The sequence below is a fragment of the Soehngenia sp. genome (assembly GCF_055108775.1).
Genome location: NZ_JBSQIL010000020.1, coordinates 1 through 26144, shown reverse-complemented (window position 1 = coordinate 26144; position 26144 = coordinate 1). Strand labels below are relative to the sequence as shown.

The following is a 26144-nucleotide window of genomic DNA, read 5'->3' as shown; positions in this document are numbered from 1 at the left end:
TCTTCCGATCTAGTTTATTGTATAACTATTCCATTTGAAGATAGTGAAAACTACTTTTCATTACTATATGTGCCGCAAGTAATAGATGCGGAAAGGAGATCAAAATGAGTTTGAAAGCAGACATTGAAAAAATTTTTTTAGACAATACCAATTATGCAAACCCTAGTCAGGCAGTAAATCAAGCAAGTTCACTTAACGCATTATCAGGTGACTTATATACAGATTCAAAGCGATTTATTTATGAACTTTTACAAAATGCAGATGATTCTTCTCAAAATAGTGAAGATGTCAAAGTATGGATAAAAATTTTTGGTGATAACTTAGTCGTTGCTCATTCAGGGAAACCGTTCACTACTCGTGATCTTCAAGGAATTTGTAATGTAAATAATGGTACAAAAAAATCAGATTTGACAAAAACAGGGTATAAAGGAATTGGTTTTAAATCAGTTTTTGGACAATCTGATAACGTAACGATATACACAAAAGAGGAATATTTTAGATTTGATGCTTCATATCCATTCGAATGGAAATGGGAGGAAGAAACAAAGGTAGTTTGGGAGGAAAATAACGACCGAAAATTCCAATTTCCTTGGCAGATAATACCTATATATACAGAAGTAGAAGAAGTTTTGGAGGGCATTGATCAATTTCTTAGAAAAAATAACGCAAATGTTGCAACAATAATTCAAATGAAGAATGTGAATGAGACGAGTCAGGCTGCTCAAATTTTATCTCAAAATTTAAATATGTTTTTATTTCTTAAAAATATCTGTGAAATTAATTTTGATATAACAGAAGCAGTTACTGTTAAAATAGATCGAACAAGAAAGGATAGAATTACTTTACAGAAAGGCAGCAGAGCAAAAGTTGACTGGTTAATAAAGATAATTAATTTAACAGTCCCTAAAGATGTAAGGGCTGTACTGCAAGATGAAAGAAATATTCCAGAGAAGTTACTCAATGCTGATTCTATAGAGTTGTCTTTAGCTGCTAAAGTTGGGAGTGATGGGATTACAGAGCTTTCTAATCAAGAAAAACTCCTATACTCATATTTACCAACTGATGAAACAAAGTATTCTTTGCCAGTACTTGTTAATACAAGCTTTTTAACTGCCGCTAATCGTGAATCACTTCATGCTGATTCAAAATGGAACCAATGGCTTTTTAAAATAATTGCCATTGAAATTTTTAAGTGGATCTCAGAACTAGTGAAAACTGAGTTTGATTTTCAAGCATATCAATTAATACCTAAGGAAACCATTTCTGACGAGTTAGGACGAAAATTTAATGAGGGAATTAGAGAAGCACTAAAAAATGTTCCATTTGTTATTTCTAGAGAAGGACTTTCAATTAAAATTGAAGACACAATAGTTGATTTTACGTATTTATCTGAGAAAAAATTCATAGGTGAAGAGCCTATTAAGAAATTTATTGATAGGGATAGGGCAAAAGAGTTTGGTTGTTCTAAGCAATTTGCCAGGGATTCTAATTTTTTCTATAAACTTAAGGAACTAGGTTCCTCATGCTTTGAGTGGAAGCATATAAAATCATTTCTATCTTCAACACATTTTACTTATTCACATACAATAGCTTATAATATTGAGCTTATAAAATATTTCAAGAGACTCTGTGAATCGGATAAGGTTAAAGATATTTCTGAAAAAGTACTTAGGGAGCTCCCATTTATTTGGGATCATAAGAATTGTATTAATTACCCTTATCAGATATGTTTTCCCACAGCAGATGATCAAAATTGGGATAATCCTAATAGTGACTTATCTTTTGTGCATAAAGAATTGCAGAGTTGGCTTCTCGAAGATCCAGAAAGTAGACATTGGTTAGAAAGTTTAGGAGTAAAAGAAAAAACAGATATAACATATATAACCCAGACTATTATACCTAATATCGATAGTTATATAACAAACCATAACGCTATACAAACAATTCGAGATTTGTTTAGTTTGTATAGAAAGGGAAATCTTAAAGAAGATTTGATAAAACAGCTATCTAGAATAAAACTTCTTACTAAAAAAGGATCCTTGTGTTCAGCCAAAGATTGTTTTCTTTCAGATTATTATAAACCAAGGCTAGAAATTGAAAAAATAATAGAGGAAGATATTTTTGTCTGTGAAACTTATTGTGTAGATGCTCTTGAGAAGGATGAATGGAAACGCTTTTTTAAGATGCTTGGAGTTAATCAAGGAATTTCAGCATTGTCATACCAAAATAAATATTCTAAATTGGAATTAATCAATGCTGAATTTAAATGTGAATATTTTGAAACTAAGGATAAAAAGTTTACTCCATTCCAAACTACTTTTACAGCGGATTTCTTCAGAGATATAACAACTATGAACTATATTCAACTTACAGAAAATAGCCCTAAGTTTGCTTTCAAATTTTGGTCTGATTATATAGAAAACTATTCGCCAAGTATTATCAAAGCACCAGCAATTGCATATTGGGGCCATGAGAATAGACCTGGACGGACAAACGGGAATGAAGTCGAAAACTTTGTTCCATGGTTTGTTAAAAATATACAATGTATTCCTACTCTTTCGGGAAAATGTGAAACTGTAGAATCTGTACTTATTAACACAGAAGAGATAAAAGCTGTTGCTGGGAAGTATTTACCTGTATTCAATGGACCAGAATTATCTCCAGATTGGAAAGCTTTCTTTAATTTTCGAACAAGCTTAGAATTGTCAGACTACTTAGAATTACTCAGTAAAATCTCATTAGATATCGATGACAACGGAATCATAAAGAATGATATGTACAAAAAAATTCAATCTATTTACTCCGCGTTATTAGCTCAATGTACTAATTGGAGTACTGATGAAATTTCAAAAGTTGAAGAATGGGCTGATGCTGGACTTTTGCTAAATACGAAAAATAAATTCACAGAATGCAATACTCTAAAATATTTCTTAGATGGTAACGAAGTTATTTTTCAAGATCAGTATTGTTTTATAATGATTAGTGCTGAAAACAAAAAAAATCCTAACATAGAAAAATTCTTAAAGTACTTTAAAGTAAAATTATTGAGACAAAGTGAATTTGAGCTAGTTCACACTCAAGAAGAAGTTTGTTCGAGCTTGAAAAATCAATTGAAGATTATTAATCCATATTTTAAAATATGGATTGAAAATGAAGAGCGTGATGATAATACAAGAGAGAGCTTAGAAAAACTACAAGATAAAATTGAAACCTTAGAAATTTTTCAAGCTGAAAAGCTTGAAATTGCGTATAAAGGTATTGATTTTATTAAGAGTGTGAATATTCATTTGGATGAAACTAGTCTTTATGTAACGAATCCTTGGAATGCTAATAGTGTATTATTAAAGTTATCTGAATATTTATGTCGCTATTTTCATCTAGTTGGACACGATAAGAAATTAGACTTTTTACTTAGATCTACTGATGATGAGATTCAAAAGTACTTTATGCAGGAAGAACTCCATATACCAGAAGAAGTTTTGGAAATAAGACGTGATTTTGAGTGTGAAACAAAGAATCAAAAAATAAATTCTTTTGCTGATATTGAGACTGCAATCAATGAAAAAAAGATATCCCCTGAATTCTTTCATTTATCAACACCAGAGTATGGTCGATTGAAGTATATACAACAACGTATTCCAAGAGCAGTAACTAATGTAGTGGAATATCTCAAGGAATTACCGGAATATGATTGCTCACATTTTTATAAGATGGCAGATAGTATTATTGGTGGTGTAACAAAAAATGGAAATGAAATAACAGTAGTAGCCAGACCATCAGATAATGATGAAGTACTGATTTATTACACCTCTGAATTTGATGTTCTTGAATATGTAGATGCTGAACTTTGGTGTGAAGATGGTATAAACATCCCAAAACAAATAACATTGGGGCAACTTCTGAAAAAAACTGGCATTAATAGAATTCCAGTAAAAAATATTGATATTGAAGACTCTGAACTTGAAACATTACTAAATGATTCAAAATCTGAAGTATTAGATTTTAATGCTATACCATATGCTCCACAAAAAATAGCAAGAATTATTTCGTCTTTTGCTAATACGGATGGAGGAACCTTGATTTTCGGACTTAAAGAAACCTCACTTACGTCAAATGAGATTGTTGGACTAAGTGCTGATTTTGAGGTAGTTAAAATTATAAAAAAAGCAATTTCTCTACTTTCACCGATTCCAACAGTAACTTATGACTGGTTAAAAAGTGGAGAAAAATCTATATTTGTGATCAAAACAGAAAAAGCAGAAAATGAAATATTGTTAGGGAAGCAAAAGTATATCAGAGAAAAATCTAATAGTGTTTTAGAAGAAAAGGTACCAGAGGATAAAACCATATTAAATATTTCTAATATTAACAAAACTATAGCGATTATTATAGCAATAGAACACTATGCCCCTAGACAAGAAAATCAAATATCAAACGTTAAATATGCTATTAATGATGCACTGAAATTTAAAGCAATGTTGATTAAATCAATGAATGTAGATGAAAAAGATATTTACATGATTACTGATGCAGAAGCGTTGAAAAGTACTTTAGAGTATGATTTTAGAAATTTATTTTATTCTTTAACAGAACAAGATCGTTTAGTTTTTTATTATGTAGGACATGGTTTTCATAATGGTATCACAAATTATCTATCAACTTATGATATGCATCAATATCATATAGCAGAAACTGCAGTTTCATTACGTAAAATTTTACTTGATCCTTTACGAAAATCTAAATGTAAAGATGCACTTATTTTTATAGATGCTTGTGCACAAAGCTTCCAAGATGAAAATGAGAGAAGTCAAATTTCTGATATTAATGATGAGGAACTAAAATTGCTTACCAACGAATTTCCGTATTATGCAATATTTTTATCTTGCCAACCAGGACAAAGCTCTTATTCAAGTGATATTTTGAATAATGGAATATGGACTCATCATTTAGTCAAGGCAATAAGTGGCGATATATCGGAAGTCATATATAGTAATAAGTATATTACAGACAGATTATTGCAAGACTATCTTTCTAATAGAGTGTATATATATACAAAAGAAGAACTTGGATATGATCAAAATCCAAAAGCGATTCTAGATTCAAGCTATGAAAATGTTATTGTAGAAATAAAAAATGAAAATATTTAATAACTAGATATCTACGTGTAGATAATCTTAAATAACTTATAGCAAGCAGCTGTAAGGCTTGAGTTAATATAGATTCAGAATTAGGATAATAAAATAAGTTACATAATTAAAAGGGGATTAAAGTAATATGGTAAAAAGTCAGCAAGAAAATGTAATGAAAAAGGAAATTTCACATAAGAAAAAATTAGGTAAGAATACTTTGGCTAATAATTATATATCAAAACATTCAGCTATTGATTCTTTGGCAGGAACATTTTATCATTATACCTCACCTGAAGGGCTTTTAGGAATTTTGAGGAATAGACAAATATTTTTTACAGATTGCCAATTTCTTAATGATTATAGGGAAAGATTGGGGATTAATAAAGAATTAGATTTATTTTGGAATCAAAATAAAGGAATTTATGAGCAAGATTTTTATAATCTGATGAGCAACATAAGAATTAGTGAATATGAAGATTTATATTATGATATAAATGGAAAAAACGAACTTTCTCGTTATTTTGTTATGTCAACATCAAAGAATAGTGATAGCCTAAGTATGTGGAAATACTATGCTAAAAATGGAGCATATTATGGATATAATATAGGTTTATTTGTACCGGCATTGGATGATGAATGGATAGATGAAGAGATAGAAGTAGTTATTGAAAATGGTGAAGTTATTTATAGTAGTGATGAAAAGCAAAGTAGAATATTGAAAGGAATGAATAACATATATAAATTTTGGCTTGAATACGAAAAATGCAATGAAATAAATTTAAAAATAGCTAGAGATTTTAAAGAGTGGATTTCGTATATATCAGTATTTTTTAAAGATGAAAGTTTTGCATCAGAAGAAGAATATAGATTTGTAGTTATTGCACCTAAAAATAAGCTAAACAAGTTATTTTATAAAGACGGACAAGCCAACATAAAAATGTATGATTTTAGAATAGTAAATGGTGTTGCCGTACCATATTTAAAGATACCTATATGTAGTTGTAATAGTGAAGAGTTTTGGGGAATAGATAGTATTGGAATATCTCCTACTCAACACCACGACCAAATGGCTAATGGCATTATTCAACTTACTAATTCTCTTGGCTATGAATTGCCTAGTTTTATAATTAGAAAATCTAATATCCCATTGAGATATTAAATTCCTGATCTATTAGAAATAAGTACTAATTAATTTAATGTTGAAATTTGGAAGAAATATTGGAAATTTTATAGAATATATTGTAAAATAATAACTAAAGAATATTTAACAATTTAAGGTATAATCTTTCAGTTTAAATTAGTACAGAAAGCTTTTGGGGTGGGAGTATGAGTGATAAAAAAATTAGGAATGATGCATCTTCATCAATAGACGGTATTGTTTATCAATTTTATATAGCACTGAAATATGCATTTGAATTACCAGAGAATAGAAAGCTATTAATAGAAAAGTTTGGTGATGTAACTTTAGAGGATAAATCACAAATTGAAGTTAAAAAATATAAGGATAGCTTAACGGATACTCATGAAAACCTGTGGAATACTCTTTTAAATTGGGTGGACGCAAATTTTGATATTGAGGCATTTGAAACATTAATATTGCTTACGACGCAGAGTATTGGGGAGAGATCCAAATTGAAAGATTGGAATTCAAAAAATGTAGATCAGAAGTTTAAGGTTTTAGAGGAAATTTACAATAAATATGCTCAAAAGAAGAAGAAAGATTTAAGGAAACTTGAATTAATAGAAGAAGTTATTAAGGATGAAAATAGAATTAAACTAAAAGATGTTTTAGAAAAATTTATTATAGTTTCGTCCAATCCTGATGATGTAGAATTATATAATCAATTATGTATGAAATATGCTAGAAACATTCCTAAGAAGAATCAGGATAATTATATAAGATCTTTACTTGGATATTTAATATCGCCAAAAGGTGATAATAAAGATAAATGGGAAATAACATGCGATGACTTCAATAATGAGTGTGAGAAATTGGGTAAATTATTAATTGATAAAGAAAGTTTATTTCCAAGGATAGAATGTTGTACAGAAATTGAATATGAAGAATATAAAGGCCATTTATTTGTTAAAAAAATAGAAGAGATTGAGTACCATAAAGAAATTGAAGATGCAATAAAAGAATATGTCGAAATACATTCATTGGTAATAACTGAGTTTTTAACACGTCAAGTATCAAAAGGGAAATATGTTGATTATGAGGACGAAGCTAAAAAAAATTATAAAAGATTATATAGAAAGGCAAGCAGGAATATTTGTGGTGATGATTGCATAAAAGAATCAAAAAATTTTTACGATGATATTATGACAAATGAAGTACCACAGTTCATGAGTTATTCTGATACACCAAAGACATTTAGAAATGGTATACTGCATATGATTGCAGATGATGTTAATGAAGATATTAAGTGGAAACTAGGTGATGAAAATGTCTAGAGCTATAAATAATATATATACTATTTTAAATAATCCTTTTAAACTAATGGAATTGATTGTACATTTTTATTCATCATATGAAAATCAAGAAAAAGATATACTTTTATCTTACCTTATCTTACCTCTAATATTAAATAAAGATAGTAGAAAAAAATTGTTAAATCTTAATAGGATCGGTTGTAATCTGTTATCTTTAACTAAAAGTTCTAGTAATGTAGTAGGCTTAGAGCAAATGATTGAGGAATATAAAGATATTACTAATGAATGTATTCAAATTGCACTAGTAAATGGGTATTTGGAACTTAATGAAAATAAAAGTCTTATAAGAACAGATAAAGCTTTACAAAATGAAATTTTTAAATTTGGTGAAGAGTATACAGCTATAAAAAATTTTTCCGTTATATTAAAATCTAATGATATTGTTACAATATATAGAATGCTTGGGGTGAAGAAAATATGAATGCATTTGTAAAATACATAGGAGTAATAGATAGTAGTGATAATTTGCATTATGTACCTTTTTATAAAGGTTTAAATATAATTACAGGAAAATCGTCAACAGGAAAAAGTGCTCTAATTGAAATATTTGATTATTGTCTTGGAAGCTCAGAATTTACTGTTCCAGAAGGAGTTATAACAGATGTAGCAAATCTATACTTTACAATATTGGCTTTAGGTGATTCTAATTTAATTTTGGCAAGAAAACCATATAGAGAAGGTAAGAAAATTTATATTAAAGTTGAAGATGAAATTGAAATTGGAAATATTAATAGTAATTATTTTGAAGAAGACTATTTTATTAGTGAGAAAGATTTTAAATTAGAATTAGGACATTATTTTGGTATAGACATCGATGATACAGATATTGATTTACAAATACGTCAAAATAGAAATCAAAAAAACCCAAGACCATCTATCAGAAACTTTATGTCATTTATTTTACAGCATCAAAATTTAGTTGCTAATAAGCATTCTATTTTTTACAGATTTGATGAAAAAGAAAAAAGAGAACAAACAATTGAGCAATTTAAAATTTTTATGGGAATAGTAGACCAAAATTATTTCATATTAATGCAAAACTTGAATGAGTATATGCGGATGTTGAAATCGCTGGAAAAAGAAGAAGATAAAATATTAAATTATGAATTATTATTAAAAAGCACACTTAAAAAAAATATTACTAAATATCAAATTATAACTGGAAGGAAGTTGTTTGAAGAAAATATTGATAATATTTTATTAAATCCGAAGAAATATTTAGAATTAATAAAGGATATAAACATAGATATTGACTATAAAGATAATACCTACACGAATAGATTAAATACTCTAAAACAAAATAGAGATAAAATTCTTATTGAGAAACGAGAATTAGAAAATAAAGAATATAAAATTCACACATCAATAACGGCTATTGAGAAATATAAAAATGATATGAAAACAATTTCTGATTTTAATATCGAAACTAATTCAGAGAGCATTTGTCCATTTTGTAAATCCCAAAATCAAGTATTAGAAAATACGACAAATGAATTGGTCGATGCTTTTGAGTGGTTGAATTTAGAACTGAAGAAGACTCCGTACCTTTTAGATTCATTTGTTAAAGACAAGTCTTCAATAATGAAAGAAATTAAAGAAAAGGAAAAGGAAATTGATTCAATATTAAAAGAAATAAGAGATATTGAAAGTATCTCTCAAAAATTAAAAGAAAAAGAGTCTTTAGAAAAACAAGCTCAAAAGCTTTTAATGAAAATGGAAAGCATCTTTGAAGAGATATTGATTAATAGAAAGAATGATATAGAAAATAAAAAAGAAAAAATAAGAAATCAAATATCAACTATAAAAGATGAATTGGAAAGTAAATACAATGTTGATAATAAAATTAAGAAAGTTGAAAGACATATTAACAGTTATATGAAGAAAATAGGTAAAAAGTTGGACTTTGAAGAAGCTTATAAACCAATTAATTTGAAATTTAGTTTATCTACTTTTGATTTATGGCATGAGAAAGAAAACAAGAAAATATTTTTAAGATCTATGGGAAGTGGCGCAAATTGGTTGTATAGTCATATTTGTTTGTTTTTAGCGTTGCAGAACTATTTTTGTAGTAATAACAAATGTATGATTCCACCAATATTGTTTTTGGATCAACCTAGCCAAGTTTATTTTCCAAATGCAATTGATTTTTCAGAAGCATTTGATCATAAAGTTTTATCAAACGATATAAATAAAGACAACTTAGAAGCAGATGAAGATTTAGATGCTGTTACTAATTTTTTCAATATATTAGATGATCATTGTTTGAAAACCTATGAAGAATACAATATTTTACCTCAAATTATTGTAACTGATCACGCTGATAATTTAAATATGAAAAATAATAATTTTGAGGAACTTGTAAATGGAAGACGTTGGAGAAAAAAAGGTTTCATATGTCCAGTAGGTTAATATAGTTTTGATAAAAATAATCTTCATTAACTTTTATGTCCATAATTAAAAACAAACAATTTTCACAAACTTACAAGTAAGAGCTTCAGCAATCTGTTGGAGCTCTTTTCAGTGAAATTAACTGTGATTAATTTATCAGAAGAAAGGGTTCAGGCGGCAATCAAAGAGTTTTTGAGTTTATTTATATATAGTGTAAAGAGCCAATAGAATAGGTTTAAAAGTTGAGGGATACGAAATAATAGTGTCCCTTTTTTAATTTTTGCGCGCATGGATGAGCGCTTATTTTTTTTAAAAAATCAGAAAGGATGTGATTCAGATACAAAAGAAAATTAAGGAACGTTCACCACCATTAAAAGACAATACAATTTTTTTATTCTGCCTAATTGATATTTACCTAAATGAATGAATTTTGTCAAGGGTGCGTAGCACAAAGCTTGCCATTGATAAAATACAGTTATTTGGGTATTTTTTATATAGCAGAATAGAAAAAAGTCAGAAGTAAATTGTTTATTTTAAATATAAAAAGAAAAGAGGTAAAAGAATATGGAACTAAAATATGTAATCCCAAACATGGAAAAGACATTCGGAAACTTAGAATATGCTGGTGAAGGGAATATTGAACAAAGAAGAATAAATGGGCGTAATACGATTTTATCACGCAGCTATAATTTATATTCTGACATTCAAAGGGCAGATGATATTGTTGTTATTCTTCCAGTTGAAGCAGGCGAAAAACATTTTGAAGTTGAAAAAAGAGTAAAGCTCATTAATCCGCGAATTACCGCAGAAGGTTATAAAATTGGAAATCGCGGATTTACAAATTATATTCTCCATGCAGATGACATGGTAGAAGTATAAAGAGAAAGGAAGGTAAATTTATATGAGATTAGCAAATGGAATTGTTATTGATAAGGAAGCTACATTTGGAAATTTAAAATTTTCTGCTTTAAGACGTGAGGTACATTTACAAAATGAAGATGGTACAGTATCAGAAGAAATCAAGGAACGTACTTACGATTTAAAATCAAGAGAACAAGGTAGAATGATTCAAGTTAGTATTCCAGCTAGTGTACATTTAAAGGAGTTTGACTACAATGCAGAAGTTGAAATCATTAATCCGGTGGCAGATACAGTAGCTAATGCTACTTTTCAAGGTGCTGATGTAGACTGGTATATTAAAGCAGATGATATTGTACTTAAGGGGAAACAGAACAGTTCTCAGATAAGTAATAATCAATCACAGAGTTCACAATTGCCAAAATCTAAGTAAAGATGTATTATAAAATATTGTTTCATCTTACAAAAAATGCTATACTCAAAAAATAATCAACAGAAAGACAAAGAGGTGAAGCAATATGTCAATGTATGTCTTTAAAGATAAACTTAGAACAATAAAATTTTACGCTAAAGATGCTACAAAAGAGAATAGAAGCACACGTTTTTATTGCCCAAATCCTGATTGTGATGCACATATGTATATATGTGGTGTAGATGGCTCTTCTTCTGCTTATTTTAGTGCTAATCGTAGAGAATATCGGCATGTATCAAAATGTCCTTTTGATTCTTCAAATGGCTTTAATCCATATGAACATGATGAAAATACATTTGACTTTGAAAATGCGTTAGAAGCATTAACTTCTCCTAGCCAATCAATTTCTGGAAAGGAAACTCCTGGTACACATGGAACAGGTACTCCAAGAAAAAAGCCATTACGAACTATTCGACAAATATATGATATGTGTAAATCGTTTGATTCGATTGATACCTATAATGGTGTTAAAATTGGACAAATGATTGTTGATGATAGAAGCGAGTATATGTATCCTAAAGGTGTATTTGGATATAGATTAATAGAGGGAGAAGCCATCGGGTACTTTTATAATTCCAAAGAATTAGAAATTAAGATATTAGCACCTATTGCAAGTAGAAAGTATTCTTTTATTTTGAAATTTGATGAAGAAAAGTTGTTTCATGATATACAAAAGGGTATTTATGAAAATCGAGACAAAATAATTATTATTGCTGGAAAGTGGCAATCAACAGGAAAGTTCAATATTTTTTATGCTGATATCACGAGTAAAAAGCAGGTGGCTATAATTAAATAAAAGTATTTAGCAGCAGTAAATTTCTATAAGTTTACAGCTTTTCTCTTACCAACTTGAAAGGAGGAAAAATGAAGTTTTATAAAAATAGAGGAAAGAAAATTAGAGCCAGCGATAAATCGCTGGTTTTTAATTTTGCAACTACTTCATTAACAGCAATCTTCAGCATGATGTTTTTGTTACTTAATGTGAAGCAAGTCTTGAATATAAATTTCAAAAATGTAAGTGTTTTAAAAAGAAGTACTTTACAGTTTAATATTACTCCTTATTTTGTGTTTAGTATGATTTGTGCAGGAGTAGTAAGTTTACTTTCAGCATGGTTATATTATCACTTTCAATACGATAGAATCAAGCAGTTTATACACCGACAAAAATTAGCAAGAATGATACTAGAGAATAAGTGGTATGAAGCAGAACAGACACAATCAAATAGTTTTTTTAAGGACTTACCTTCTGGTAAAACAAAAGAAAAAATAACTCATTTTCCAAAGATGTACTACAAGCTTGAAAATGGTTTGATTCATATTCAAGTAGAAATTACATTAGGTAAATACCAAGACCAGCTCTTACATCTTGAAAAAAAGCTTGAAAGTGGTTTATATTGTGAACTTACTGACAAGGAATTGAAGGATTCTTATGTAGAATACACATTACTTTATGATACAATAGCAAACCGTATTTCTATTGAAGATGTGCAGGCTGAACATGGAAAGTTAAGATTAATGAAAAATATCTACTGGGAATATGATAAGCTTCCTCATATGCTTATTGCAGGCGGTACAGGTGGTGGAAAAAGTTATTTTATTTTAACATTGATTGAAGCTCTGCTGCATACTAATTCAATACTTTATGTACTTGATCCTAAGAATGCAGATCTAGCAGATTTGGAAGCTGTTATGACTAATGTTTATTATAAAAGGGATGATATGATTGCTTGCATTGATAATTTTTATGATGGAATGATGAAGCGTAACGAGGATATGAAGCAAATGAAAGGATATAAAACAGGTGAAAATTATGCTTATTTGGGTTTGCCTGCTAATTTTCTTATCTTTGATGAATATGTTGCTTTTATGGAAATGCTAGGGAGCAAGGAAAGTACAGCAGTTCTTAATAAGTTAAAACAGCTTGTTATGCTTGGAAGACAATCAGGATATTTTTTGATTCTTGCTTGTCAAAGACCAGATGCGAAGTATCTTGGGGATGGAATTAGGGATCAGTTTAATTTTCGTGTAGCATTGGGTCGTATGTCAGAAATGGGCTATGGAATGATGTTTGGTGAAACTGACAAAGATTTTTTCTTAAAGCAAATTAAAGGAAGGGGATATGTAGACACAGGTACAAGTGTTATATCTGAATTTTATACTCCACTTGTACCTAAAGGTCATAATTTCTTAAATGAAATAGATAAATTAGTTGTAAAAACAGAAAAAACAGATTAAAGTTTGGAGGTGTTTAATTTCATGCAAGAAATGTATTCTATTGAAAATGTTGAAGAAATTATAGGTTATGATGAATACATTAAGGATTTTGAAGAGCAGGCAGCAGATTTTTGTAAATCATCGGGTACTAGATTATTGCAAAGTGTTTTTTCTGAATTTACTGCTGATATGATTTGTAGTGTTTATTTAGATTATGGACAAACAAAGGCAGAATATCCTATAAGATTTGAGTTTAATATTAACGTAGAAGATGGACAAGTAATAGTATCTTATCTTGGCTTTAGTTAAAAAAGTTTAAAACAATAAGAAGCGGGCAGGAAGCGCAGGCGGCGTGCGAAGCGAAAGCCGAATGTGATTCCTGCCCAGCTTGCAGGTGTGGCGATAGCCACGCCTGCATATATTAGCCCCCCGTATCTAACAGGGGGGCACAAATAAACAAGAAACAGTCAAAAAACACTTAGAAATCCCTGTAGTTTCAATGAGTTTATAATTAATGGCGGTTATTTGGTAGTAGATAGTTGTATGACAACAATTAAGATTGATGAAGACGGAAATCGTAAAAATAGTGGTTCTATGGATGAAGAAGGAAACTTCAGAGGAAAAGTATATACGAACTATTCTGGAATTGCAAATGCTGCGCCTTGGGATAATCCTAGCTCCCTGCACAGTTATTTTAATAAAACTATAAATTATGTTACTGAATTAAAGCCAAGACAAATTGTGTATGTAAGGTATCAACAAGCTAATGGTGATTACGGAAGTTATGATGCAGTAATTAACAAAGATTATGTATATGGTGAAACTGTTTCATGGTCAAGGGCAGAAGATGAATGCTATAATGCAGCAAGTATTTCATATACAGCGAAAGAGGAGAAGACTTCTTATATTTCTGTTACAAGAAAGAAATATACTGTGAGTGTGAGTGCTGGTATAGGAATAGAGAGTGCTGTAGGTGGAGGAAGCTATTATTATGGCGCAAGCGGGATTGTTGATGCAAATGTGAAGACAGGATATACTTGGGCAAATTGGAGCGGTACTTATAGCTCTAATAATAAAAAATATACTTTTATGGTAACTGGAAATGTAAGCTTAAAGGCAAATGCAGAAGCAAATACTTATTATATTGTATTTCATGCTAATGGTGGAAGCGGTACGATGGAAACATTGACTTGTAAATATGATAAATCCTATACTTTACCAGCAATGAAATTTACTCCACCAACTCACCCTAATACTTACTTAGGATGGAATACAGATCCTAACGTCTTTTCAGCTAAGTTTACAGAAAAGCAGACAATTAAGAATCTGACAAGTATAAATGGATATACCTTTCATTTTTATGCAATATGGGATTATGCACCAGATTTAAGCGCGTATGATCGTTTCTTTACTTTATATGAAGCACAAACAGGAGTAATTACAGAATCGGAGCTTCTAAGAACAGTAAAATCTACAGATAGAGAAGATGGAACAACAACGGTGAGGGTTAAAAATTATTCAGCTTCTAAATTTACTAGATTTACAAGCTCTGGTGAAACTACTGTAACATATGTGACTATAGACAGCCATAATAATAGGACAGAAAAACAGATAAAAGTTGCTATAGTAGACACAGAAGCAACTAAGGAAGGAGCTATGGATTTTGACGGAATAAAGAAATACGCAAGGTTTATCAGTCCTAAATATTACTCAAAAGATTATGCTAATGGTGGCTTGGAATCTACTTCAAAATGGAAGAGTGAAGCAGATTATAGTAATACATTATCGGAAGCTATGAATAATATTAAAAGTAAAAATGGTAATTGGTCGCATATAGCACAGACTTGGGTGTTTAACAAAGCAGATATTGATTTGGTGAAACAGTATGTAACTAAAAACGGTATGGGAAATTCTAAAAACGGAAATGCATTAGAAGGATTTTTAAAAAGCTTTAGAGCACAAATATATCTTAAAAAATAGTGACAATTGAGATTATTTTAATAATAAAAAATTAAAAATACAGCGTATATCAACTTATATTAAGAGTTGATATGCGCCTTTTTGATTGGAGGAATTTTTATTGAAAGAAGATTCATGGGTAAAAGAATTGAAAGAAAAGAGAGGGCAATATGGTATTTCACAAAACAAGCTTGCGGTAGCTGCTGGGATTACAAGGCAGTATTTAAGTGACATTGAAACTGGCAAGGTTAGTCCATCAGCAGAGATTCAAGTATCTATTTCAAAAGCATTAGAACGGTTTAATCCAGATATGCCACTAGAAATGCTTTTTGACTATGTTAGAATTCGTTTCCCAACACTTGATGTTAAGCATATTGTAGAAGATGTTTTAAGGCTGAAACTATCATATATGCTTCATGAGGATTATGGTTTCTATTCTTATTCAGAGCATTATTGCATGGGGGATATTTTTATACTTGTATCTGGAGAAGAAGAAAAAGGTGTGCTTGTAGAGTTGAAGGGGCGTGGCTGCCGTCAGTTTGAAAATTATCTTTTGGCGCAAGAGCGAAGCTGGTATGAATTTTTTATGGATGCATTGGTGGAAGGTGGTGTAATGAAACGTCTTGATCTTGCTATAAATGACAAATTAGGAATTTTAAATATTCCTAATCTCACAGAAAAATGCAGGAATGAGGAATGTGTTTCTGTTTTTCGTAGTTTTAAGAATTATAGAAGTGGTGAACTTGTACGCAAAGATGAAAAGGAATGTATGGGAAATACGCTATACATTGGTTCATTACAAAGTGAGGTTTACTTTTGCATTTATGAAAAAGATTATGAACAGTATAAGAAAAATAATATTCCAATAGAAGATGCAGAAGTCAAAAATCGTTTTGAAATTAGATTGAAAAATGAAAGAGCTTATTACGCTATTAGAGATTTGATGTATTACGACAATCCAGAAAGCACAGCTTTTAAAATTATCAACAGGTATGTTCGTTTTGTGGATAAAGAGGATAAAAAACCTCGCAGTGATTGGAAATTAAGTAATGAATGGGCTTGGTTTATTGGAGAGAATCGAGAATCAATGAAACTTACTACAAAGCCAGAGCCTTATTCATTTAGAAAAACTTTGAATTGGATTTCTCGTCAAGTTGCACCAACTTTAAAAATGGCTATGAGGCTTGATGAAATTAATAACACACAATTTATAAAAGAAATTATAACCAATGCAGAGCTTAAAGAAAAACATGAGAAGATTTTAAAACAGCAAGCAGCTACAGCTAAGGAGGTGATAACTTATCCTGAGTAAAAGGCTATCTATCAAATAATTTAAATAGTGGAAGGAGAAATTTTATGAATTTCGGTCAAAATTTATATAATTGGTTTTTATCAAATGCTCAATCTTTAGTACTTATGGCAATTGTGGTTATTGGAGTATATTTAGGATTCAAACGTGAGTTTTCAAAGCTTATAGGATTCTTAGTTATTGCTTTAATTGCTGTTGGTCTTGTATTCAATGCATCTGGGGTTAAGGACATTCTATTACAATTATTCAATAAAATCATAGGAGCATAATAATAAATAATTTATTCAATAAAGAAAATTAATTTCCTTTAAAACAGTGAATCTAATGAGATTTGCTGTTTTTTTATAGTTAATTTTAGAAAGGATTTGATGCTGTTATATGGAGCTGCAAGTTTATATTGCAAATTTAGGTAAATACAACGAAGGTGAATTGGTTGGAGCTTGGTTTACTCCACCTATTGACATAGAAGACATGAAAGAAAAAATAGGCTTAAACGGTGAATATGAAGAGTATGCCATACATGATTATGAATTACCTTTTGATATTGATGAATATACTCCAATTGAAGAAATTAACCGCTTATGTGCTTTGGCTGAGGAACTGGAAGGAACATCTATCGAAATTGAAATGAGAGAGATTCAAAGAACCTTTTTCAGTAGCTTTGAAGAAATGGCGGAGCATGTTGATGATATTATACATTATCCAGATTGTGATGATATGGAAGATGTAGCTCGCTATTATATTGAAGAGACAGGAGCTTTGGGGGAAGTACCAGCTAGTTTACAAAACTATATTGACTATGAAGCTTATGGACGTGATTTAGAGATGAATGGAAATTTCCTTGTTACAGCTCATGGTGTGTTTGAATATATAGGATAAAAAGCCAAGTGTAAACACTCAACTAATAAATAATTGATTTTATAGGGCAGTTCTTATTTATAGAGCTGCCTTTTTCTATTGTAAAAAAGAAAGGAGCATTACATGAAAAAAATAAGAAGTTATACAAGTATTTGGTCAGTAGAAAAAGTGCTTTACTCTATTAATGACTTTAAATTACCTTTCCCAATTACTTTTACACAAATGACATGGTTTGTTTTATCACTATTTGCTGTCATGCTGTTAGGAAATTTACCGCCACTTTCTATGATAAATGGAGCTTTTCTAAAGTATTTTGGAATTCCTATGGCTATTACTTGGTTTATGTGTCAGAAGACCTTTGACGGAAAAAAGCCTTATGGATTTTTAAAATCAGTCATTGCATATATTGTAAGACCTAAAGTAACTTATGCAGGAAAACCAGTAAAGCTTCACAATCAGAAGTTGAATGAGGCAATAACAATAGTGAGGAGTGAAGTTTATGACATATCCAATTAAATATATTGAAAATAATCTGGTTTGGAATCATGATGGAGAATGTTTTGCTTACTATGAGCTTATACCATATAATTATTCTTTTTTGTCAGCAGAACAGAAATTTATTGTACATGACAGCTTCCGTCAGTTAATAGCCCAAAATCGTGATGGGAAAATTCATGCCTTGCAAATTAGCACAGAATCTAGCATACAGGCAACACAAGAACGCTCTAAGCAGGAAGTAACAGGAAGACTTAAAGAAGTTGCATATGAAAAAATAGACGAACAGGCAGAAGCATTAATTTCCATGATTGGTGATAATCAGATTGATTATAGATTTTTTATTGGTTTTAAGCTTCTGTTAAATGAACAGGAATTAACAATAAAAAATATTAGGCAAGAAGTATTAAATGCACTTTCAGATTTCTTAAAGGACGTAAATCACAAGGCTATGGGTGATTTTGTTTCAATGAGTAATAATGAAATTGGACGTTTTGCAAAGATGGAAAAACTATTAGAAAATAAAATATCTAGGCGTTTTAAAGTAAGAAAATTAAATAAAAATGATTTTGGTTATCTTATTGAACATTTGTATGGTCAAACAGGAACAGCTTATGAAGATTATGAGTATTACTTACCTAATAAGAAATTTAAGCATGAAACCTTGGTAAAACGCTATGATTTATTGAAGCCTACTCGCTGTCTGGTTGAAGAAAACCAGAGATATTTAAAAATTGAACATGAGGAAACAACAACTTATGTTGCTTACTTTACAATTAATTCTATTGTTGGAGAATTGGACTTCCCATCTTCTGAGATTTTCTATTATCAGCAGCAGCAATTTACTTTCCCAATTGATACAAGTATGAATGTAGAAATAGTAGCAAATAAGAAAGCTTTATCTACCATTCGTAATAAGAAAAAGGAATTAAAAGACCTTGATAACCACGCTTTGGAAAGCGATACAGAAGCAAGCTCAAATGTTATGGAAGCCTTGGACAGTGTAAATGAGCTTGAAACAAACTTAGACCAAAGTAAGGAATCCATGTATAAACTTAGTTATGTAGTAAGGGTATCTGCACCAGAGCTAGAAGAATTGAAACGTAGATGTAATGAGGTTAAAGACTTTTACGATGATTTGAATGTTAAGCTTGTTAGACCTTTTGGGGATATGATGGGCTTACACAATGAATTTATTCCTGCAAGCAAAAGATATATGAATGACTATATACAATATGTTACTTCTGATTTCCTTGCTGGCTTAGGCTTTGGAGCAACTCAAATGCTAGGAGAAACAGAAGGAATTTATATAGGATATAACCTTGATACAGGACGGAATGTATATTTAAAACCTGCCCTTGCAAGTCAAGGGGTTAAAGGTTCTGTAACTAATGCCTTGGCTGCTGCCTTTGTTGGTTCATTGGGTGGTGGAAAATCATTTTCAAATAATATGGTTGTTTATTACTCTGTACTATTTGGGGCACAGGCTGTTATTGTAGACCCTAAGTCAGAACGTGGAAACTGGAAAGAGACACTACCAGAAATTGCGGAAGAAATCAATATTGTAAATCTTACAAGTGAAGAGAGTAACAAAGGACTACTTGACCCTTATGTGATTATGAAAAGACCAAAGGATTCTGAAAGTTTAGCAATTGATATATTAACTTTTCTGACAGGTATTTCTTCTCGCGATGGCGAAAAATTTCCAGTATTGAGAAAGGCAATTAGAGCTGTGACAAAGAGTGAAAAAAGAGGGCTTTTATTAGTTATAGATGAATTAAGAGCTGAAAATACTGTCATAAGTAATAGTATTGCAGAGCATATCGAATCGTTTATAGACTATGATTTTGCACATTTACTCTTTTCAGACGGATCTATATCTCAATCAATAAGCCTAGAAAAACAGTTAAATATTATACAAGTTGCTGATTTGGTACTTCCAGATAAAGAAACATCTTTTGAGGAATATACTACAATGGAACTTCTGTCAGTGGCTATGTTAATTGTTATTAGTACATTTGCTCTCGACTTTATACATTCTGACCGTAGCATTTTTAAAATTGTAGACCTTGATGAAGCTTGGAGTTTCTTACAGGTAGCACAGGGGAAAACACTTTCTATGAAGCTGGTGCGTGCTGGTAGAGCTATGAATGCAGGAGTATATTTTGTAACACAAAACACTGACGATTTACTGGATGAAAAACTTAAAAATAATCTTGGGTTAAAATTTGCTTTCCGTTCTACAGATATTAATGAGATAAAGAAAACTTTAGAATTTTTCGGAGTAGATAAGGAGGATGAAAATAATCAGAAACGCTTACGTGATTTGGAAAATGGACAATGTCTTCTTAGTGATTTATACGGTAGAGTTGGTGTAATACAATTCCATCCAATTTTTGAAGAATTACTGCACGCATTTGATACACGTCCACCAGTTAGAAAAGAGGTGTAGCAATGAAGCAAGAAAAACTAAAGAAACAGAAAGGAAAATTTAATTGGCGTCGTGCAGGAAAAATAGCAATTACGGTACTTATGGTATTAGTGATTGCTATTTTTATATTGGCAATGGTTGGAACAGTAGCGCATGCAGCAGGACTTGTTGATGATACAGTAAAAGCAGGCAATGAATACAGTAAATATCCATTAGATAATTACCAACTTGATTTTTATGTAGATAATAGCTGGGATTGGCTGCCTTGGAATTGGGTTGATGGCATTGGAAAACAAGTTATGTATGGTTTATATGCAATTACAAATTTCATATGGACTATTAGCCTCTTTTTATCTAATGCTACAGGTTATTTAGTACAGGAAGCATATTCTCTTGATTTTATATCAGCAACAGCAGATTCAATTGGAAAGAATATGCAGACTATAGCAGGTATTAGTACAAGTGGCTTTTCTACAAGTGGATTCTATGGAGGTTTTTTACTAATTTTCATTTTGATACTTGGAATTTATGTTGGTTATATAGGGCTTATCAAAAGGGAAACTACAAAAGCCATCCATTCAGTTGTAAATTTTATTGTGGTGTTTGTACTGTCAGCAGCATTTATTGCTTATGCGCCAGACTATATTCAAAAAATTAATGGTTTCTCGGCTGACATTAGTAATGCTAGCTTGTCAATTGGTACAAAAATTGTAATGCCAAATACTAAAAGTAAGGGTAAAGATAGTGTAGACCTTATTCGTGATAGTTTATTTTCAATACAGGTAAAACAGCCTTGGTTACTACTGCAATATGATAACTCAGATATAAAAACTGTTGGTGAAAATCGAGTGGAAAGTTTACTTTCTACAAGCCCTGACACTAATAACGGTAAAGACAGAGAGGATGTAGTAAAATCAGAAATAGAAGATAAGAAAAATACTAATCTCACCATTACAAAAACTATTAATAGGTTGGGAATGGTGTTTTTTCTTTTTATATTCAACATTGGAATCTCTGCTTTTGTATTCATGCTTACTGGTATTATGATTTTTTCACAGGTTTTGTTTATCATTTATGCAATGTTTTTACCAGTGAGTTTTCTACTAAGTATGATACCAACTTTTGAAAGTATGACAAAGCGAGCTATCATGAAATTGTTTAATACTATTATGTCAAGAGCTGGTATTACACTTATTGTAACGACTGCTTTTAGCATTTCTACTATGCTTTATAATTTATCTACTGCATACCCTTTCTTTCTAATAGCTTTTTTACAAATAGTTACATTTGCAGGTGTTTACTTTAAGCTTGGTGATTTAATGAGCATGTTCTCACTTCAAAGTGGCGAATCACAAAGCATGGGAAGGCAGGTTTTAAGAAGACCACGTATGCTTATGATGGCTCATATGCACCGCTTACAACATAAGCTTGGACGTTCAATTGCAGCTAATGGAAAGAAATCTAATACAGGTAAAAAAGTAAATAATTATTCTGGAGATTCTGCTTCAAGAGCTACAAAAGCAGACCATACAAGACCAGATGGTCAAAATGAAGAAAATTATAAAACATCATTTGGTGAAAAAGCAGGACAGGCAGTAGGAAAGGTAATGGATACTAAAGACCATATCAAAGATATGGCAGGGGGATTTAAAGAACAAGCACAGGATTTGCCAGTAAATGCAAGGTATGCTTTGTATCATGGAAAATCACAGATTAAGAATGAAATTTCTGACTTTAAAACAAGTGTAATAGGTACAAGAAAAGCAAGACAGCAAGGAAGAAAAGATAAAGGGAATCAACGAAGAGAGACAATTGCAGAACGTCGCTCGAAGATGGAGCAAGCACGTAAAAGCAAAGCTCAAAATTCTATAGAGCCTAATAAAATGAATAATTCACTACATGAAAGACCTGCTACAACTTCAACACGTGAAACTACAGCTAATCATAATAAAAATGATGGAGTGAAAACTAGGCAAACTACTATAACAAATGGTAACAAAGATAGGAAGATTACTAACAGACCCAATGAAAAAAATATTAAAGAACCTATAGAAAAATTAAATGGTGGCAATCCAGATAATCCAATATTAAATAAAGAACGTAAAATTGTGAGAAAAGATGGAGTTCAAAGGAAAATAGAGCGTAAACCTGTATCTGGTAAGCAAAATAATCGGATTTCAAACATAGAAAAACAGCCTGCTAAAGTTGAATATTCTGTTTCAAAAGAGAAAGAATTTCAAAGAAAATCTATAAAAGAAAATAAAATTATTGTTAACCGTAGAGCAAATAAGCAAAAGAAATTTACAATTGCTAAAAGTCCTCAATTTATAAGGAAAAGAGGGGAGAAGAAATGATAAAGAAACATTTCATTATTCTAACCTTTGGGATTTTTGCAGTGTTCTTTGTTTTGCTTTTCTTTGTCGCTGTAATTTTTTCAGATGAAGAAAATGGAGGCTCAAATATTAATTATGATGGGGTTAGCGTATCAGCAGAAGTATTGGCATATAAGCCTATGGTTGAAAAATATGCTAAAGAATATGGAATTTCAGAATATGTCAATTACTTACTTGCTATTATGCAGGTAGAATCAGGTGGAACACTTCAAGATGTTATGCAATCAAGTGAATCAGAAGGACTTCCAGCAAATACATTAAGTGCAGAAGAATCTATAAAGCAGGGCTGCAAGTACTTTGCTGCTCTGCTTAAAACAGCTAAAAGTAAGGATTGTGATATTAACACAGTTATACAATCTTACAATTATGGTGGTGGTTTTATTGATTATGTAGCAGGTCAAGGAAAAAAATACTCTTTTCAACTTGCAGAGAATTTCGCAAATGAGAAGTCTGGAGGTAGTAAAGTAAAATATGACAATCCGATAGCTGTTAAAGAAAATAGAAGATGGAAGTACAGCTATGGGAATATGTTTTATGTTTTGCTGGTATCAGAGTATATAACATCAGAAAAATTTGATGATTCAACGGTACAAGAAGTTATGAATGAAGCTTTGAAATATGAAGGTTGGAAGTATGTATATGGAGGGTATAATCCAACAACCTCTTTTGATTGTAGTGGACTTATTCAGTGGTGTTATGGAAAAGTTGGTATCAATTTACCTAGAACGGCGCAAGAACAATATGATGCTACACAACATATTTCATTGTCAGAAGCAAAGGCTGGGGATTTGGTGTTTTTCCATTCGACTTATGATGCTGGAACTTATATTACTCATGTTGGAATATATCAAGGGAACAATCGTATGTATCATGCTGGAGACCCAATGGGTTATGCAGATTTAACAAGTACTTATTGGCAAGAACATTTAGCTGGTGCAGGAAGAATTAAAAAATAGAAAGAAGGATTAAAGTATATGATGAATTTTTTGAAAAGAAAAAAGAAAGCGGAACAGTCGAAAACTAAAAGGCTGCTAGTGTATAAAGTAAATACACATAGAAAAACAGTAATTGCATTGTGGGTGCTTCTTATAGTTAGTTTTTGTTTTGCAGTATATAAAAATTTTACTGCAATAAACATTAAAACAGTTCATGAAACTAAAGTTATTGATAAAGAAATTGTGGATACCCATAAGATAGAAAATTTCGTGAAGAATTTTGCAAAAGATTATTATTCGTGGCAGCCATCGCAAGCTTCCATTGAAAGCAGAAATGAAGCAATTAAGAAATACCTTACGGAAGAATTACAAACTTTGAATGTTGATACCATACGTAGGGATATACCTACTAGCTCTACTGTTCAAAATGTAGAGATTTGGTCTGTGAAGCAGGATAGAGAAAAGCAATTCAAAGTAATTTTTACTGTAGATCAAACAATTGCAGAAGGTGAAAATAAAAAGGATATAAAATCTTCTTATGAAGTTTTAGTTTATATAGATGATATTGGTAATATGGTTATAATAAAGAATCCTACCATTTGCAGCATACCTTCAAAATCAAGTTATCAGCCAAAGACAAAAGAAAGTGATGGAATGGTTGACGTTGCAACTACAGGAGAAATTAACGAATTCTTAAAGACATTCTTTAAGCTCTATCCAATGGCAACTGAAAAGGAACTATCTTATTATGTAAAGGATGGAGTATTGAATCCAATCGGTAAAGACTATGTGTTTTCAGAATTGTTGAACCCTGTTTACACAAGAAAAGGGAATCAAGTGCAGGCATCTGTATCAGTGAAATACCTCGACCAGCAGACAAAAGCAGTACAAATTTCACAGTTTGATTTGATATTAGAAAAAGAAAGTAATTGGATGATTGTTTAAATAGGTATCCAATATTGAAAAAAATAGATGTGAAAAAAATAAGGTAAACTTGGTTAGACTTGAATAAATTATCTTTTGAGCTTAAAATAGTGTTATAATTTGAGTATTAATTCTAGAAGAGGTGAAAGTATGCCAAAAGATAGGTTGAATAAAGTTAGTTGTAACCATTATAGAAGTGAAATAGAAGTTACATTAGAAATTTTGAGTGGTAAATGGAAATCTATTATTATTTGGAATCTTAATCTACATAAATCCATAAGATATAATGAATTTAGAAGATTAATTCCAGAAATAACTCAAAAGATGTTAAGTCAGCAATTAAAAGACTTAGAACAAAACGGATTAGTTGATAGAACTGTTTATCATGAAGTTCCACCAATGGTTGAATATTCACTTACTGAAATGGGGAAAGAATTAATTCCTATTTTAACATCAATGGATAAATGGGGAAAATCATTTGTTGATAAATTCAAGAAAAAATAATAAACTGGTAACATTAGAGATGTATAAATTTAAAGTAAGAAAAATGTTAGAATATAATTTGACAAAATCTGAAAAAATACTTTATCTGCAAAACAATTTTACAATTGAATAAAATAAAAAATATTTATGATAGGTTTTTACTATGATAGAGTTTCAATGCAAAATCATAGCAAAGAATTATACATAAATGTTTCAGAATTCAATAATTAAATGATACAAAAGGAAATAAAGAGAAAATTAACAATAAAAAGCTTAAATAGGCTGTGAAAATGTATTGCTTAATTTTGTAGGAAGTTTGATACACATTATAAAAAAGGTAAGTCAAACTACCATATGGAGGTTGAGCAACTTTTGATTCAAGGTGTAATTTGAGCTTAAAATTAAACCGATCTATTTCTCGGCTCAACTTTCGAATCTAACTCTATTCATAAGACTTATATATTAAGTTTTTATGATATATACGCTTTAGTAATCTATGAATCATAATAAAATTGGGCAACCGGGCTGCCCAATTTTATTTTCTATTCAAGATTAGCGTGTCTTACATACATTTTATTTGAGTCTAAACTTTTTTCTCCATAACACTGAAGATAATAGCATCGTAGAATTTTATTTTGTTTGAAAACTATATGTTTAAAAATCTTATGCATACTGCTTTAGGTATTATTACAGATTCATTTTCTTGTGTAAGCTTTCCTGTTTCTTGGTCTATTAAAAATGGCACAACTGGTGTTAGTATAATATTGTAGACACATAAAGCCGAACACATTAAAATATTAATA

General features: G+C 30.6%; 19 protein-coding genes and 1 pseudogene. All 20 read left to right on the top strand.

Annotation, left to right across the window (positions count from 1 at the left end):
- Positions 1–104: 104 nt before the first annotated feature.
- Positions 105–5147 (top strand): sacsin N-terminal ATP-binding-like domain-containing protein, encoded by a 5043-nt coding sequence (locus ACTB1H_RS04200; protein ID WP_463261585.1) that lies wholly within the window; start codon positions 105–107, stop codon positions 5145–5147.
- 127 nt (positions 5148–5274) lie between these two features.
- Positions 5275–6288, top strand: a complete 1014-nt coding sequence (locus ACTB1H_RS04195) for a DUF2971 domain-containing protein (protein ID WP_463261584.1) — start codon at positions 5275–5277, stop codon at positions 6286–6288.
- A gap of 167 nt (positions 6289–6455) precedes the next feature.
- Positions 6456–7583 carry a hypothetical protein gene (locus ACTB1H_RS04190; protein WP_463261583.1) on the top strand — a complete coding sequence of 376 codons (1128 nt, stop codon included), beginning with the start codon at positions 6456–6458 and terminating at the stop codon, positions 7581–7583.
- Positions 7576–8043 (top strand): three component ABC system middle component, encoded by a 468-nt coding sequence (locus ACTB1H_RS04185; protein WP_463261582.1) that lies wholly within the window; start codon positions 7576–7578, stop codon positions 8041–8043. The genes ACTB1H_RS04190 and ACTB1H_RS04185 overlap by 8 nt, the downstream gene beginning before the upstream one ends.
- Entirely contained in the window at positions 8040–10031 is a 1992-nt protein-coding gene (locus tag ACTB1H_RS04180) for a DUF3732 domain-containing protein (RefSeq protein WP_463261581.1), read from the top strand. The genes ACTB1H_RS04185 and ACTB1H_RS04180 overlap by 4 nt, the downstream gene beginning before the upstream one ends.
- A 543-nt stretch (positions 10032–10574) precedes the next feature.
- Positions 10575–10889, top strand: coding sequence for a YdcP family protein (locus tag ACTB1H_RS04175; RefSeq protein ID WP_463261580.1), 315 nt, complete (start codon positions 10575–10577; stop codon positions 10887–10889).
- A gap of 22 nt (positions 10890–10911) precedes the next feature.
- Positions 10912–11301, top strand: a complete 390-nt coding sequence (locus tag ACTB1H_RS04170; protein WP_463261579.1) for a YdcP family protein — start codon at positions 10912–10914, stop codon at positions 11299–11301.
- Between the two features lie 85 nt (positions 11302–11386).
- Positions 11387–12136: a hypothetical protein gene (locus tag ACTB1H_RS04165; protein WP_463261578.1), complete on the top strand. Its 750-nt coding sequence runs from the start codon at positions 11387–11389 to the stop codon at positions 12134–12136.
- Positions 12137–12204: 68 nt separating this feature from the next.
- Positions 12205–13575, top strand: a complete 1371-nt coding sequence (locus tag ACTB1H_RS04160; RefSeq protein ID WP_463261577.1) for an FtsK/SpoIIIE domain-containing protein — start codon at positions 12205–12207, stop codon at positions 13573–13575.
- 21 nt (positions 13576–13596) lie between these two features.
- On the top strand, positions 13597–13863 hold the full coding sequence (locus ACTB1H_RS04155; RefSeq protein WP_463261576.1) for a hypothetical protein: 267 nt from the start codon (positions 13597–13599) through the stop codon (positions 13861–13863).
- A gap of 234 nt (positions 13864–14097) precedes the next feature.
- Positions 14098–15534, top strand: coding sequence for a hypothetical protein (locus ACTB1H_RS04150; RefSeq protein ID WP_463261575.1), 1437 nt, complete (start codon positions 14098–14100; stop codon positions 15532–15534).
- 100 nt (positions 15535–15634) lie between these two features.
- Entirely contained in the window at positions 15635–16825 is a 1191-nt protein-coding gene (mobT, locus tag ACTB1H_RS04145) for a MobT family relaxase (protein WP_463261574.1), read from the top strand.
- 44 nt (positions 16826–16869) lie between these two features.
- A complete protein-coding gene (locus ACTB1H_RS04140) occupies positions 16870–17091 on the top strand; it encodes a hypothetical protein (protein WP_009172902.1) in 222 nt (73 codons plus the stop codon).
- A 109-nt stretch (positions 17092–17200) separates the two neighbouring features.
- Positions 17201–17701 carry an antirestriction protein ArdA gene (locus ACTB1H_RS04135; protein ID WP_463261573.1) on the top strand — a complete coding sequence of 167 codons (501 nt, stop codon included), beginning with the start codon at positions 17201–17203 and terminating at the stop codon, positions 17699–17701.
- Positions 17702–17803: 102 nt separating this feature from the next.
- On the top strand, positions 17804–18196 hold the full coding sequence (locus ACTB1H_RS04130; protein WP_463261572.1) for a conjugal transfer protein: 393 nt from the start codon (positions 17804–17806) through the stop codon (positions 18194–18196).
- On the top strand, positions 18180–20627 hold the full coding sequence (tcpF, locus tag ACTB1H_RS04125; protein ID WP_463261571.1) for a conjugal transfer ATPase TcpF: 2448 nt from the start codon (positions 18180–18182) through the stop codon (positions 20625–20627). Before ACTB1H_RS04130 ends, tcpF begins: the two co-directional genes overlap by 17 nt.
- 2 nt (positions 20628–20629) lie before the next feature.
- Positions 20630–22523 (top strand): annotated as a pseudogene (locus ACTB1H_RS04120) (CD3337/EF1877 family mobilome membrane protein); the annotation flags it as partial.
- Positions 22524–22956: 433 nt separating this feature from the next.
- Positions 22957–23955, top strand: a complete 999-nt coding sequence (locus ACTB1H_RS04115) for a bifunctional lytic transglycosylase/C40 family peptidase (protein ID WP_463261570.1) — start codon at positions 22957–22959, stop codon at positions 23953–23955.
- 21 nt (positions 23956–23976) lie between these two features.
- Positions 23977–24879 (top strand): conjugal transfer protein, encoded by a 903-nt coding sequence (locus ACTB1H_RS04110; RefSeq protein ID WP_463261569.1) that lies wholly within the window; start codon positions 23977–23979, stop codon positions 24877–24879.
- A gap of 129 nt (positions 24880–25008) precedes the next feature.
- Positions 25009–25362, top strand: a complete 354-nt coding sequence (locus ACTB1H_RS04105) for a winged helix-turn-helix transcriptional regulator (protein WP_463261568.1) — start codon at positions 25009–25011, stop codon at positions 25360–25362.
- The last annotated feature ends 782 nt before the right edge of the window (positions 25363–26144 follow it).

What these genes read in the sequence shown, in the direction of transcription:
- ACTB1H_RS04105 (WP_463261568.1), top strand. Translation starts at nt 25,009, where the DNA reads ATGCCAAAAGATAGGTTGAATAAAGTTAGTTGTAACCATTATAGAAGT.
- ACTB1H_RS04135 (WP_463261573.1), top strand. Translation starts at nt 17,201, where the DNA reads ATGGAGCTGCAAGTTTATATTGCAAATTTAGGTAAATACAACGAAGGT.
- ACTB1H_RS04140 (WP_009172902.1), top strand. Translation starts at nt 16,870, where the DNA reads ATGAATTTCGGTCAAAATTTATATAATTGGTTTTTATCAAATGCTCAA.
- ACTB1H_RS04195 (WP_463261584.1), top strand. Translation starts at nt 5,275, where the DNA reads ATGGTAAAAAGTCAGCAAGAAAATGTAATGAAAAAGGAAATTTCACAT.
- ACTB1H_RS04165 (WP_463261578.1), top strand. Translation starts at nt 11,387, where the DNA reads ATGTCAATGTATGTCTTTAAAGATAAACTTAGAACAATAAAATTTTAC.
- ACTB1H_RS04110 (WP_463261569.1), top strand. Translation starts at nt 23,977, where the DNA reads ATGAATTTTTTGAAAAGAAAAAAGAAAGCGGAACAGTCGAAAACTAAA.
- ACTB1H_RS04180 (WP_463261581.1), top strand. Translation starts at nt 8,040, where the DNA reads ATGAATGCATTTGTAAAATACATAGGAGTAATAGATAGTAGTGATAAT.
- ACTB1H_RS04170 (WP_463261579.1), top strand. Translation starts at nt 10,912, where the DNA reads ATGAGATTAGCAAATGGAATTGTTATTGATAAGGAAGCTACATTTGGA.
- ACTB1H_RS04160 (WP_463261577.1), top strand. Translation starts at nt 12,205, where the DNA reads ATGAAGTTTTATAAAAATAGAGGAAAGAAAATTAGAGCCAGCGATAAA.
- ACTB1H_RS04150 (WP_463261575.1), top strand. Translation starts at nt 14,098, where the DNA reads ATGACAACAATTAAGATTGATGAAGACGGAAATCGTAAAAATAGTGGT.
- tcpF (WP_463261571.1), top strand. Translation starts at nt 18,180, where the DNA reads ATGACATATCCAATTAAATATATTGAAAATAATCTGGTTTGGAATCAT.
- ACTB1H_RS04175 (WP_463261580.1), top strand. Translation starts at nt 10,575, where the DNA reads ATGGAACTAAAATATGTAATCCCAAACATGGAAAAGACATTCGGAAAC.
- ACTB1H_RS04185 (WP_463261582.1), top strand. Translation starts at nt 7,576, where the DNA reads ATGTCTAGAGCTATAAATAATATATATACTATTTTAAATAATCCTTTT.
- ACTB1H_RS04115 (WP_463261570.1), top strand. Translation starts at nt 22,957, where the DNA reads ATGATAAAGAAACATTTCATTATTCTAACCTTTGGGATTTTTGCAGTG.
- ACTB1H_RS04190 (WP_463261583.1), top strand. Translation starts at nt 6,456, where the DNA reads ATGAGTGATAAAAAAATTAGGAATGATGCATCTTCATCAATAGACGGT.
- ACTB1H_RS04155 (WP_463261576.1), top strand. Translation starts at nt 13,597, where the DNA reads ATGCAAGAAATGTATTCTATTGAAAATGTTGAAGAAATTATAGGTTAT.
- ACTB1H_RS04200 (WP_463261585.1), top strand. Translation starts at nt 105, where the DNA reads ATGAGTTTGAAAGCAGACATTGAAAAAATTTTTTTAGACAATACCAAT.
- ACTB1H_RS04130 (WP_463261572.1), top strand. Translation starts at nt 17,804, where the DNA reads ATGAAAAAAATAAGAAGTTATACAAGTATTTGGTCAGTAGAAAAAGTG.